Source organism: Brevibacterium sp. AGC70 (genome assembly GCF_057334195.1).
This window is the reverse complement of sequence record NZ_JBHFIH010000019.1, coordinates 384660-397318: the sequence shown is the minus strand read 5'-3', so window position 1 is coordinate 397318 and position 12659 is coordinate 384660. Positions and strand designations below refer to the sequence as shown.

The window sequence follows — 12659 nt, the reverse complement described above, 5'->3', positions numbered from 1 at the left end:
ATCGGCCTTCGCTTCATCGCATACAGGCGAGCGATGTTCGTCCTATGATGGTTGAAGTGGACCGGGAAGTATGACTCCCCGTCGCTCAATCGGTTGAAGGAGAAGCAATGACCAAACACGCTGATCATGAACATCCAGGATTCGACGGTACGAAGCCCTCGACGACCGAATCAGGTGCCCCACGAGAGTCCGACGCTCACTCGCTGAGCGTCGGAGCAGACGGCCCGCTCCTTCTCCACGATGTTGCACTCGTTGAGAAGCTGGCCCGGTTCGACCGCGAACGCGTTCCCGAGCGCAGCCCGCACGCCAAGGGATCCGGTGCCTTCGGTGAACTGGAGATCACTGCAGACGTCTCCGCCTACACCCGGGCGAAGTTCCTGCAGCAGGGCGCCAAGACCCCGATGCTCGCACGGTTCTCCACCGTCGCCGGTGAGCTGGGCTCACCAGACTCTTGGCGCGACGTGCGCGGATTCGCTCTCAAGTTCTACACCGAAGACGGAAACTTCGACATGGTGGGCAACAACACCCCCGTGTTCTTCGTTCGCGACCCCATGAAGTTCCCCGACTTCATCCACTCGCAGAAGCGCACCCCCGATTCGGGACTGCGCAGCAACAACATGCAGTGGGACTTCTGGTCGCTCTCGCCGGAATCGGCACACCAGGTCACCTACCTGATGGGACCGCGTGGCCTGCCCAAGACTTGGCGGAACATGAACGGCTACTCCTCGCACACCTACTTGTGGGCGAACGAAGCCGGCGAACGCTTCTGGGTCCAGTACCACTTCCACACCGATCAGGGCGTGGAGAACATGAGCAACGAAGAGGCCGGCCAGCTCGCAGGCGAAGACGCCGACATCCATCGTCGCGACCTGTTCGACGCGATCGAACGCGGCGACTACCCGTCGTGGACCGTCCACGTCCAGATCATGCCGTACGAAGAGGCCAAGACCTACCGCTTCAATCCCTTCGACCTCACCAAGACGTGGTCGAAGAAGGACTACCCGCTCATGGAGATCGGCAAGTTCACGCTCAACAAGAACCCGTCGAACCACTTCGCGCAGATCGAGCAGGCCGCATTCAGCCCCTCGAACACCGTGCCGGGCACAGGAATCTCGCCCGACAAGATGCTCATGGGCCGTGTCTTCTCCTACCCGGACGCCCAGCGGAACCGCATCGGCACGAACTTCAATCAGCTGCCGGTCAACGCACCCATCACGAAGACCAATTCCTATGACAAGGAAGGTCAGATGGAGTACCACCACTCAGGTGATGCTCCTGTCTACGCACCGAACTCCTACAGCAGGTCCTACCAGGCCGAGGAGACTCAGGTCGAAGCACGCTGGGAGGCAGATGGTGAACTGGTCCGCAGCGCCGCCACTCTCCACGCAGAGGACGACGACTTCGGTCAGGCACATACCCTGATCCGCGAGGTCTACTCCGAAGAGGAGCGCCAGGGCCTCATCGAAACCGTCGTCGGTGCGCTCAAGGACGGCGTGGAAGAGCCCGTGCTGACCAACACCTTCCAGTACTGGCGCAATATCGACACCGAGGTGGGCCAGGCGATCGAGGACAAGTACAGGTCCGAGACCGCGTAAGTCGCGAGTTGGTGCGGGCATCGGCACAGCACTGATGCCCTGACCGATCGTCCGAGAACTCAGAGACTCTCCGGGTGCTGAGCAGCCATGACAGGTTGCCGAGCACCCGGAGAGTTTCTCTGTGACTGGTCCGGCCTGCGCGCTCAGTCGTCGATCTCGTCGAGAAGCTTCTTCTCGTCGATGGCCAGCTGCTCCTTGTCGAGGTGCTGCATGAAGTGCTTCTTGCCTCGGGCATACCAGAGCACAACGCTGAGGACGAGCACAGCAAGGACCGCGATGGGGGAGTAGTTGAAGGTCGAGATGGTGATCGGCAGAGTCGGTGGCAGCACGAACAGGATGCAGATGAAGATCACCCAGACGACGGCGATCCACCCGATGACTGCGCTCCACCGTCCCAGATTCCACGGACCCGGCTTGAACGAATCGCCCTTGAGTCGGCGCAGCAGCACGGGTGCCACGTAGGCGATGTAGAGCCCGATCACCGCCACACTCGTCACCGCCAGATAAGCGGTCTCATTGAAGAGTGCCGGAACTGTCAGGATTGAGGACAGCACAATGCACAGCCAGATCGAGTTCGTGGGTGTGCCGGTGCGTGGGTTGACCTTCTTCCAGTATTTGGATCCGGGGATCGCATCGTCGCGGGAGAATGCGTAGCTCATCCGCGAGTTCGCCGTCACCGAGGCCATGCCGCAGAAGAACTGGGCGCCGCAGACGATGAAGAGCAGGAACTTCGCCATCGTCGGGTTGTTCAGGGCATCAAGGAACACCTGCGCTGGCGGCAGGCCAGTTGCTGTGGCGTTGAGAGCGGTGAGCCCGGCTTCAGAGCCGTCTTGGATCGCGGCCGTGATCGAGTACAGCAGGATCCAGCCGCCGATGATCGAGATCAGGACGCTCATGACGATGCCCTTGGGCGCTGCGGTCGAAGCGTTCTTGGTCTCCTCGGCCACGTGCGCCGAAGCGTCATAGCCGGTGTAGGTGTACTGAGCCATGAGCAGACCCATGAGGAAGACGAACGGCATGAACGTGAACCCGGTTTCGTTGTGCCAGGCCGTCATGGTCCAGCTGAACGACTGGTGCTTCGTGGGCATGATCCACAAGGCTGCGACGATGACGAGCACACCGACGATGTGCCACCAGGCAGAGACGCCGGAGAGCAGGTTGACCAGATTGACGCCGAAGGTGTTGAGGAGACCATGCAGGGTGATGATGACGAGGAACAGGATGAAGGTGTTGAGCGCAGTGGGCACGACCCCGAAGGTCAGTGCTGCAAAGGCCATCATGGTCGTGGCAGCGCCGAAGTCGATGGCTGCGGTCACCGCCACCTCGCCGAGGAAGTTGAACCATCCTACGTACCAGGCCCAATGTCGCTTGTTGCGTTTGGCCAGGCGACCGGCCCAGAAGTACAGGCCACCTGCCGTGGGGTACTTCGAGCAGACTTCGGCCATGGCCAGTGCCACGCAGAGGACGAAGATGCCGACCAGAGGCCACCCGATCGTGATCGCTGCCGGGCCGCCCGATCCCAGCGCAATGCTGTAAGAGGTGATGCAGCCGGCGAGGATCGAGATGATGGAGAAGGAGACCGCGAAGTTGCCGAAGCCCGACATGCCGCGCTTGAGCTCCTGTTTGTAGCCGAGCTCGGCAAGACTGGCCTCGTCAGCGCTGAGGGCCGGGGCTGCGGCCTCGCGAGGGACCGTGCCATCGTGCGGTGTCGGCCCGGAAGCCGGATCGTTGGGTGGAGAGGATTCATTGCTCATGGAGAACACCGTTCTTCTCGAAATGATTGCGTCCGCTGGCGGGCTCGGTCGTCGCTGACCGATCGGCATCGTCGGAATCCGGCCGTTGAGCAGACACCGACGCCGATGCAGACACGTGCACGTTCGTGTGGAACACGAGCGTGGAACGCCTGCGGACGTCTCATAACTAGTGCGTGATGCAGTTCACAACTCTGTATTGTCGTTGAGCTTGTCACCGTGCAAATGGTTTGTCAATAGGTATTTATGCAGACCTCAAAGCCTCATTCTCCTCAATTTGGACCCAGCTATTGCGCATCAATGGTTCGGTGGCATACCTTAATTAGGAGAGTTTTCCTGAACCGCTGCGAGCCGCCGACCCTGCAAACCACCGCTGCCGCACAGCACCAGCCCCGCAACGATGCGTGACCACCGTAGGGATGCAGTCCGTCGCAAGGATGCGAACACATCGCTTGGGTGGGCTACCGAGAAGAGGAATCATGAGCGTGACTTCATCAGATATGACCATGGAACAGCTGCAGGCAGAGATTGCCGCCGGCCGCGTTGACACAGTGCTCGTCGCCGCCACAGACATGCAGGGCCGACTCCAAGGCAAGAGGATCACGGCCCGATTCTTCATCGATGAGGTGATGGACCACGGCACTGAAGGCTGTAACTATATGATGGCCACCGATGTTGAGATGAACACCATCGACGGGTACGAACTCACCTCCTGGGAGCGCGGGTACGGCGATCTCATGTTTGTTCCCGACTATTCAACCCTTCGCCGCATCCCCTGGCACCCTGCGACCGTGATGGTGCAATGCGATCTGGCATTCATCGACGGCTCACCACTGAGCGTCTCCCCACGTCAAGTCCTCAAGGCTCAACTGGAACGACTCGAGAAGCTGGGCTATTCGCCCATCGGTGCCACAGAACTCGAATTCGCCCTCTACAACACCGGCTACCGTGAGGCGATGGCAAAGGACTACCGCAATCTCGAAGCCGCCAGCACCTACAACATCGACTATTCCCTCTTCGGCACCGGCCAGGTCGAAGGCTACCTGCGTCGTCTGCGCAACGAGATGGACGAGGCCGGCCTCTACACCGAAAGCGCGAAGGGCGAATGCAACCTCGGCCAGCTCGAAGTCGGCTTCCGCTACACCGACATGCTCGCCACCTGCGACAACCACGTGGTCTACAAACTCGGTGCGAAGGAGATCGCAGACCAAGAGGGCAAGTCGGTGACCTTCATGGCCAAACCCAACGACCGCGAAGGCAACTCCTGCCACATCCACATGAGCCTGCGCGACACGGACGGCACACCGGTATTCCCCACCGGCCACGGCACAGAGATGTCAGAGACGATGAAGCACTTCGTCGCCGGAGTAGTCGACACTCAACATGACTTCACCTACCTCTACGCCCCGAACGTCAATTCCTACAAACGCTTCGCCGACGGCTCCTTCGCACCCACCGCAGTGGGCTGGGGGTGGGACAACCGAACCTGTGCCGTGCGGATCGTCGGCCACGGCCCCGCTCTGCGCTTCGAACAGCGAGTCCCGGGTGCCGACGCGAACCCCTACCTTGCCAGTGCAGCCCTCATCGCGGCCGGAATCCACGGAATCGAGAACCAACTCGAACTGCCTGAGGCGCTCGCCGGCAACGCCTATACCCAGAATGCCCCGACCATCCCACGCCGCCTCCACGATGCCGTGGCGGCCTTCGAATCCTCCGAGGTCGCCCGCCATGCCTTCGGCGACGAGGTCGTGAACCACTACACCCACGCCGGTCGCGTGGAGATGACGGCCTTCGACGCCGCAGTCACCGATTGGGAGGTCCGGCGTGGCTTCGAACGACTCTGACTCGGCGCTCGGCAACGCGGCCCTCGACCCGACGATGCGCCGCCCGCTCATCGGCCTGCCCACTTACTACGGCCGCGGCCAGTTCGGAGTCTGGGACAGGGACGCGGCGTTCCTGCCCAGCGTCTACGTCACCGCTGTGACCCGAGCTGGTGGCAGAGTCGTCCTCCTGCCCCCGGAAGACCCCTGGACTCTGAACGAGGTGGCCGAACTCGACGGCATCATCCTCACCGGCGGTGACGACGTCGACCCCGCACTCTACGATGCGCAGGCCCACCCTCGCACCCAGGTGCCCAACGTGCGTCGCGACTCCTTCGAGACCACCCTGTACCGTCATGCCCGCTCCGCGAACGTGCCGGTCTTCGCGATCTGCCGCGGCGCGCAGATCGTCAACACCGTCCACCGCGGCTCCCTGCACCAGCACCTGCCCGATGTCGGCGGCTACGGTGCTCATGAGGCAGAGAAGAAGGACGAATTCGCCGAGGTGGCCGTGAGAATCGTACCCGACACCGCCGTATCCGATCTGCTCGGAACCGGTGCCACGGTCAGGTGCCATCATCACCAGGCCATCGACCGCCTCGGCGATGGACTGATCGTGAGCGCACGCTCCGAGGACGGCTGCATCGAGGCCCTCGAGACTCCGGACGGGTCGATGCTCGCTGTTCAGTGGCACCCCGAGGAGACCCTGGAGGATCTGCGGCTGTTCGCAGGCCTTGTGGCGGCTGCGACCCAGCGCATGAGCACACCACGGACGACACCCGAAACCGCGACACCCGAGACGAATGCGGAGGCCCACCGATGACCGAAGTGATCAACCCCGCGACCGAGGCACTCATCACCTCGGTCGATGCCCACAGCGCCGAGGCGACGAAGGACGCGATCGGCCGTTCCGCCGAGGCCTTCGCTCGGTGGCGGGCCACGGCGCCGGCCGAGCGGGCCGAACTGCTGCGCGCCTTCGCCCGCGCCGTCGATGCCGACATTGAGAACCTTGCCGCGCTCGAGGTCGCCGAGGCCGGGCACACCATCGGCAATGCCCGGGGTGAGGCCGGGAACGTCCGCGATGTCCTCAACTACTTCGCCGGCGGAGTCGAGCGCCACCTCGGCGATCAGATTCCCGTGGCCGGGGGAGTGAACATCACGTTCAACGAACCGCTCGGGGTCGTCGGAATCATCGTGCCGTGGAATTTCCCGATGCCGATCGCCGGCTGGGGTTTCGCACCGGCGCTTGCCGCGGGCAACACCGTGGTCCTCAAGCCCGCCGAGCTGACCCCGCTGACGGCGATCCGCCTCGGCGAATTGGCCCTGCAGGCAGGGCTCCCCGCCGATGTCTTCCAGGTCATCCCCGGCAAAGGATCCGTCGTCGGCCAGACCTTCACCGATGACCCCAGGGTTGCGAAGATCGTCTTCACCGGCTCGAGCGCGGTGGGCGAGGCGATCATGGCCGACGCGGCGAAGACGATGAAACGGACAACGCTGGAACTCGGCGGCAAGTCCGCGAACATCGTCTTCGACGACGCCGACCTCGAACTCGCCGCGGCCACCGCACCCTACGGCGTCTTCGACAATGCCGGCCAGGACTGCTGCGCCCGCTCGCGCATCCTCGTCCACGACTCTGTCTTCGACCGCTTCATGGAACTCCTCGAACCAGCGGTCTCCGGAGTGGTCGTCACCGATCCCAGCCTCGAGGAGGCAGAGATGGGACCGCTCATCTCAGCAGGCCATCACGAGAGCGTGGCCGGATTCCTCGACGGCGTGGACATCGCGTTCACCGGCAGCGCACCCGAGGGTCCCGGGTACTGGATGGCGCCGACGGTCGTGCTGCCGACGTCACCGCGTGATCGCATCGTCACCGAGGAGGTATTCGGGCCCGTCGTGACCGTGCAGCGTTTCCGCGACGAGGCAGAGGCGATCACCATGGCCAATGATTCGCCCTACGGCCTGTCGGGTTCGATCTGGACGCGCGATGTGGGCCGCGGACTACGGGTCGCTCGCGGCGTGGACTCGGGGGCGCTGTCGCTGAACTCCCATTCCGCGGTGCGCTATTCGACCCCCTTCGGCGGGTTCAAACGCTCCGGCATCGGCCGCGAACTCGGACCTCACGCGATGGACTCATTCACCGAGACGAAGAACCTCTTCATCGCCACGGACTGAGCGACCGGCCACCGCAACCAACTACCCACCCACGCGAACACCACCAGCAGGCAAAGGACACACCATGACCGAGACAGCAGCGACGGACTCGACCCAGATCATCTGCCGGCGCCTCCCGGGGCGAACCGCAGTCGTCACCGGAGGTGCCAGCGGCATCGGGTTGGCCACTGCGAAGCGCCTCGCCTCCGAAGGCGCGAACGTCGTCATCGCCGACACCAACGCAGATTCGGGGACAGCCGCCGCCGAGGCGGTTGGGGGACTCTTCGTTTCCACCGACGTCACCGATGCTGACCAGGTGGAGCATCTGTTCCAGACGGCCTTCGACACCTACGGCAGCGTGGATGTCGCCTTCAACAATGCAGGAGTCTCCCCACCGGCAGACGCCTCGATTACGGAGACCAGCCTCGACGTGTGGCGCAAGGTCCAGGACATCAACCTGACGTCTGTGTATCTGTGCTCCCAGGCAGCCCTGAAGCACATGCGCAGGCAGGGACGCGGCTCGATCATCAACACGGCCTCGTTCGTGGCGCTGATGGGATCGGCGACCTCCCAGATCTCCTACACCGCATCGAAGGGCGGTGTGCTGGCCATGTCGCGGGAACTCGGCGTGGAGTTCGCGAAGGAAGGCATCCGCGTCAACGCCCTGTGCCCGGGACCGGTCAACACCGAGCTGCTCCGGGAACTCTTCGCCAAGGACCCGGAGATGGCGGCCAGACGCCTGGTGCACGTGCCGATGGGACGCTTCGCCGAGGCTGACGAGATGGCTGCCGCCGTGGCCTTCCTGGCCAGCGATGATGCCTCGTTCGTCACCGCACAGTCGTTCACCGTCGACGGGGGACTGACCAACGCCTACACGACCCCGCTGTGAGTGGCGATGGCATGACGGCAAGCCAGGCCGCGGGCAGCCAGGTGACTGCGCTGCGGGCGATCGCTCCCGCTCGCTCGGGCAACATCTTCGAGGAGACGATCGAATGCCTGCTCCAGATCATCCGTCTCGGAATCATTCCGCCAGGTCAGCACTTCCCACCCGAACGCGAGCTCGCTGAGCAGCTGCGGGTCTCCCGGGCGACCCTGCGTGAGGCGATCTCGGAGCTGCAGACCGCCGGCTGGGTCAATGTCCGACGAGGTCGTGGTGGCGGAACGTTCGTCTCCCGCACTCCCGCAGGCGGCTGGGCGCCCAATCCGACTCATGACGCTGACACCGGCCTCGGGTCCGGGTTCTCCGCAGCTGAGGTCGAAGACACCCTGACCTGGCGTCGTGTGATCGAGATGGGAGTCGCCGAGGTGGCTGCCGGGCAGGATCTCACCGCACCCCAACGAGGTCAGCTGGCTGGAGCCATGGACGCCAGTCGGCAGTCGAGCCTGGCCGAGTACCGGCGTTTGGACTCCCAGCTGCACCTGACCTGGGCGCAGGTGACAGGGTCAGCGAGCCTCGTGCGCTCGATGGTCGAGAGTCGGACCCGGGCGAACAAACTGCTCGAGCGGATCCCGATGATCGAACCCAATCTGGCCCATTCGCACGAACAGCATCAACGGGTCCACAACGCGATCCTCGCCGGAGACGCAGCCGCGGCCCGCACAGCCATGGCCGAGCATCTCGACGGCACCGCCGCATTGCTGCGCGGCTTCCTCGCCGAGCCCTGATCACGAGTGGTCTCGAGCCGAGCTCAGATCTTCCGGGCCGCCTCCTGCTGGGCGCGTTGGGCGATGCGACCTCCGGCCAGGACCATCTCGACCTGCCGGGGCGAGAGCGTATGGCGGAATTCGAACTGTCGTCGGCCCACCTCGGCGCTCACGGTCCTGCCGTCGGCCAGCTGATCGCGCAGTCCCCGGAACTCGAGGACATCACCCTGGGACAGGGCCTCGTAGTCGTTCTCATCTGAGAATTCGAGGGCGAGGACGCCGAAGTTCGCGAGGTTCTGCCAGTGGATGCGCGCCAAGGATTTGGCGACGACGATGCGCAGTCCCAGATAGCGCGGGGCGATCACGGCGTGCTCACGCGATGAGCCCTGGCCGTAGTTCTCCCCGCCGATGATCGCATGGCCGCCGGCATGCCCCGCTGCACGTTCGGCGTAGCTCGGATCGACCTGGATGTAGACGAACTCGGAGATCTTGGGAATGTTGCTCCGATAGGGCAGGACTCGGGAGCCGGCGGGCATGATCTCGTCGGTGGAGACGTTGTCGCCGACCTTGAGCATGATCTCGAGATCGATGTCCTCGGGCAGCGGATCGAAGCCAGGCAATGAGGAGATGTTCGACCCTTTGACCAACTCGACCTGCCGCGCCTCTTCGAGTGGAAGCGGTGGGACCAGCATCGACCGATTGGCGGAGAACTTCTCCGGCAACATGACCTGCGGATACTCGATGCCCAGCTCGCGAGGGTCCGTGATCTTGCCCGTCAGTGCTGCGGCCACGGCAGTCTCCGGAGAGCACAGCCACACGGCGTCTTCGTCGGTGCCCGAGCGACCGGGGAAGTTCCGCGGCATGGTGCGCAGGCTGTTGCGGCCCACGGCCGGGGCCTGGCCCATGCCGATGCAGCCCATGCAGCCCGACTGGTGGATGCGGGCGCCGGACCCGACCAGCGAGGTCAGCCAACCGCCGGCGATGAGGTCGGCGAGGATCTCTCGCGATGTCGGGTTGACGTCGAGTGAGATCTGCTCGTGGATGCGGCGACCTTCGAGTGCCTCAGCGACGACGGCGAAATCCCGCAGCCCCGGGTTGGCCGAGGAGCCGATGACGACTTGGAAGACGTCCTCACCAGCAGCCTCACGCACGGGGCGGACATTGCCCGGCGAGGAGGGTGCGGCGATGAGCGGTTCGAGCTGCGAGAGGTCGATGGCGTCGTGGAGATCGTACTGCGCGCCCTCGTCTGCTTCGATCCGAGTGAAGTCCTCGCCCCGGTCGCTGGCTTCGAGGAAGTCCCGGACCGCGTCGTCGGCGGGGAAGACCGTGGCCGTGGCGCCGAGTTCGGCACCCATGTTCGCAATCACGTGGCGGTCCATCGCGGTGAGGTCCTTGAGGCCCTCACCGTAGTACTCGATGATCTTGCCGACCCCGCCCTTGACGCCGTGACGGCGCAGCATCTCGAGGATGACGTCCTTGGCCGAGACCCACGGCGGCAGTGTGCCGGTGAGCTCGACGCCCATGATCTGGGGCGCGCTGATGTAGAGCGGTTCGCCGACCATTGACATCGCGATCTCGAGACCGCCGACGCCGATGGCCAGCATTCCCAGGGCACCGGCCGCGCAGGTGTGGGAGTCCGAGCCGATGAGGGTGGCGCCGGGTTTGCCGAACCGCGACTGGTGAACCGGGTGGGAGACACCGTTGCCGGCGGGGGAGAACCACAGGCCGAATCGCTGCGCAGCAGAGCGCAGGAACATATGGTCTTCCGGGTTCTTCTCATCGGTCTGCAGAAGGTTGTGGTCGACGTACTGGACGGAGGTCTCTGTGCGGATCCGGTCGATGCCCAGCGCTTCGAGCTCGAGCATCACCAGCGTTCCCGTCGCGTCCTGAGTCAGCGTCTGATCGATGCGGACCCCGATCTCGTTTCCGGGCTCAAGTGTCCCGGATTCCAGATGTGAGCCGATGAGCTTCTGAGCGACATTCTCAGCCATCGTCACCCTCCTGATGAAGTGGTCGAATTGCTGGCGCAGCACGCTCTCACGTGGTCTGTCCACGGTAGTCCTCGTTCAGGAAACTCACAAGGGCGGTTTTTCCGAGAGCAGTGCGGCCCCGCGCGCGAGGGCGCATACTGGACCCATGCCGGAATTGCCCGAGGTCGACGCACTCGTCCACTTCGTGGGCTCCCGTATCGTCGGGGACTTCATCACCCGAACCGATATCGGTGAGCTGAGCATCCTCAAGACGGCCGATCCGCCCTTGGAGGCGATCAGCGGGCTCGAGATCAGCGGTGCCTCCCGGGTGGGCAAGGCCCTCATCATCGAGTTCGACGGACTCGACCTGGTGTGTCGTTTCGCCCGCGCAGGATGGTTGATCTGGCACGATCAAGTGCCCACCGGGCCGGTGAGGATGGGTAAGGGGCCGCTGGGCCTGCGCGTCCACTTGGCTTCCGGTGCCGGCTTCGACATCAGCGAAGCGGGAACGAAGAAGAACGCCTCGGTGGCTCTCGTCCATGACCGCATCGAGGTTCCGGCTATCGCGAATACCGGCCCCGATGCCCTGTCCATCGATGACGACCAGTTCGCCGCGTTGCTCGCGGACTCGAGCTCAAGGATCAAGACCGTGCTCGAGGATCAGCAGCTCATCGCCGGCATCGGCAACGCCTACTCCGACGAGATCCTCCACACGGCCAAGCTCTCTCCCTTCGCCCCGGCCGACGGTGTCGATGCGGAGGCGCTGCTCGAGGTGATCCGTGGGGTTCTCGGCGCTGCCCGCGAGGCGCTGAACAACCTGTCGCCGGCGAAGGTCAAGACAATGAAGAAGCGCGGGCTTCGGGTCCACGGTCGAACCGGTCAGACCTGCCCGGTGTGCGGTTCGACCATCGCCGAGGTCTCCTATGCCGACAAGTCACTGCAGTACTGCCCCGGTTGTCAGACCGGCGGGAAGAAGCTCAGCGATCGCCGTATGGACCGACTGCTCAAATAGCTGCGGACTCCTGAGATGTTGGCTCAGCCGTTCTCGACTGTCCTCTGGAGCAGGGGAGTGACGCGGTATTCGACCATCTGCTTCATCGACACGAGGGTGCGTGTGCGTTTGACGCCGGGAGTTCCGAGGATCTGCCCGGCGACGCGATAGAGGTCATCGGTGTCTCGGGCGACGATCTGGATGAGGGTATCGGCTGTTCCGCTGACGCCGATGACCTCGAGAACTTCGGGAATCCGGCTCAGTGCCTCTCCGACCTCGTCGAGTCGTGACTGTTTGAGGTTGGCCAGCACATGTGCCCGGATCGGATAGCCGAGCCCAGACGTGTCGACACGATGTCCGAACGGGTGCAGCCCCTCGGACTCGAGCCTGCCCAGCCGTGCCTGAGCGGTGTTCCTGGCCACCTGCAGGCGATGGGCCAGTCCCGCGATCGTCGCTCGCGGCTCGCGGATGAGTTCGAGGAGGATCCTCGAATCCAGCACATCTGCGATTCGTCGCCGTTGTCCCACGGCCATGACACCACCATCCTTCCTCAGCGAAATGCTCACCAGCTGCTCAATTCTATAACTCCAAACTGAGCACTGTGCTCAATTTAGAATCGACATATTGAGCACTCCGATCAGACCTGTTTGGATCGTTGTGAGCCGGTCCGGATCTGGACCGACCTGCGGTTCGACATACACCGTCGGCACCCCTCGGGCGTAACTGCCCTGCGTGCG

Annotated in this window: 10 protein-coding genes; 7 read left to right on the top strand and 3 right to left on the bottom strand. The window is 63.8% G+C overall.

Annotation, left to right across the window (positions count from 1 at the left end):
- The first annotated feature begins 107 nt into the window (after window positions 1-107).
- Complete coding sequence (locus tag ACE03M_RS19500; RefSeq protein WP_485935699.1) at window positions 108-1595, top strand: catalase; 1488 nt, start codon at window positions 108-110, stop codon at window positions 1593-1595.
- A 143-nt stretch (window positions 1596-1738) separates the two neighbouring features.
- Here the strand turns inward: ACE03M_RS19500 and ACE03M_RS19495 are convergent, their stop codons facing one another.
- Window positions 1739-3349, bottom strand: a complete 1611-nt coding sequence (locus ACE03M_RS19495) for an amino acid permease (protein WP_143922291.1) — start codon at window positions 3347-3349, stop codon at window positions 1739-1741.
- Window positions 3350-3825: 476 nt separating this feature from the next.
- Here ACE03M_RS19495 and ACE03M_RS19490 point away from each other — a divergent pair, with 476 nt between their 5' ends.
- The 5 genes from ACE03M_RS19490 to ACE03M_RS19470 all read left to right on the top strand — a co-directional run bounded on the left by ACE03M_RS19490 (window position 3826) and on the right by ACE03M_RS19470 (window position 8982).
- Window positions 3826-5190 (top strand): glutamine synthetase family protein, encoded by a 1365-nt coding sequence (locus ACE03M_RS19490; RefSeq protein WP_485935697.1) that lies wholly within the window; start codon window positions 3826-3828, stop codon window positions 5188-5190.
- Window positions 5171-5989 carry a gamma-glutamyl-gamma-aminobutyrate hydrolase family protein gene (locus ACE03M_RS19485; RefSeq protein WP_485935695.1) on the top strand — a complete coding sequence of 273 codons (819 nt, stop codon included), beginning with the start codon at window positions 5171-5173 and terminating at the stop codon, window positions 5987-5989. Before ACE03M_RS19490 ends, ACE03M_RS19485 begins: the two co-directional genes overlap by 20 nt.
- On the top strand, window positions 5986-7338 hold the full coding sequence (locus tag ACE03M_RS19480; protein ID WP_485935693.1) for an aldehyde dehydrogenase family protein: 1353 nt from the start codon (window positions 5986-5988) through the stop codon (window positions 7336-7338). The genes ACE03M_RS19485 and ACE03M_RS19480 overlap by 4 nt, the downstream gene beginning before the upstream one ends.
- 64 nt (window positions 7339-7402) lie before the next feature.
- On the top strand, window positions 7403-8206 hold the full coding sequence (locus ACE03M_RS19475; protein ID WP_143922288.1) for a 3-oxoacyl-ACP reductase: 804 nt from the start codon (window positions 7403-7405) through the stop codon (window positions 8204-8206).
- Window positions 8207-8217: 11 nt separating this feature from the next.
- Entirely contained in the window at window positions 8218-8982 is a 765-nt protein-coding gene (locus ACE03M_RS19470) for a FadR/GntR family transcriptional regulator (protein ID WP_143922287.1), read from the top strand.
- 23 nt (window positions 8983-9005) lie between these two features.
- On the opposite strand, the gene ACE03M_RS19465 is transcribed toward ACE03M_RS19470, so the two are convergent.
- Entirely contained in the window at window positions 9006-10952 is a 1947-nt protein-coding gene (locus ACE03M_RS19465) for an aconitate hydratase (protein ID WP_485935691.1), read from the bottom strand.
- Between the two features lie 145 nt (window positions 10953-11097).
- On the opposite strand from ACE03M_RS19465, the gene ACE03M_RS19460 reads away from it, so the two are divergent.
- Window positions 11098-11943, top strand: coding sequence for a DNA-formamidopyrimidine glycosylase family protein (locus tag ACE03M_RS19460; protein WP_485935689.1), 846 nt, complete (start codon window positions 11098-11100; stop codon window positions 11941-11943).
- Between the two features lie 23 nt (window positions 11944-11966).
- On the opposite strand, the gene ACE03M_RS19455 is transcribed toward ACE03M_RS19460, so the two are convergent.
- Entirely contained in the window at window positions 11967-12488 is a 522-nt protein-coding gene (locus tag ACE03M_RS19455) for an Lrp/AsnC family transcriptional regulator (RefSeq protein ID WP_485935687.1), read from the bottom strand.
- Window positions 12489-12659: the final 171 nt, after the last annotated feature.

Excerpts from the sequence above, each read along its gene's own strand:
- ACE03M_RS19465 (WP_485935691.1), bottom strand. The coding sequence starts at position 10,952 with ATGGCTGAGAATGTCGCTCAGAAGCTCATCGGCTCACATCTGGAATCC.
- ACE03M_RS19475 (WP_143922288.1), top strand. The coding sequence starts at position 7,403 with ATGACCGAGACAGCAGCGACGGACTCGACCCAGATCATCTGCCGGCGC.
- ACE03M_RS19495 (WP_143922291.1), bottom strand. The coding sequence starts at position 3,349 with ATGAGCAATGAATCCTCTCCACCCAACGATCCGGCTTCCGGGCCGACA.
- ACE03M_RS19490 (WP_485935697.1), top strand. The coding sequence starts at position 3,826 with ATGAGCGTGACTTCATCAGATATGACCATGGAACAGCTGCAGGCAGAG.
- ACE03M_RS19500 (WP_485935699.1), top strand. The coding sequence starts at position 108 with ATGACCAAACACGCTGATCATGAACATCCAGGATTCGACGGTACGAAG.
- ACE03M_RS19480 (WP_485935693.1), top strand. The coding sequence starts at position 5,986 with ATGACCGAAGTGATCAACCCCGCGACCGAGGCACTCATCACCTCGGTC.
- ACE03M_RS19470 (WP_143922287.1), top strand. The coding sequence starts at position 8,218 with ATGACGGCAAGCCAGGCCGCGGGCAGCCAGGTGACTGCGCTGCGGGCG.
- ACE03M_RS19460 (WP_485935689.1), top strand. The coding sequence starts at position 11,098 with ATGCCGGAATTGCCCGAGGTCGACGCACTCGTCCACTTCGTGGGCTCC.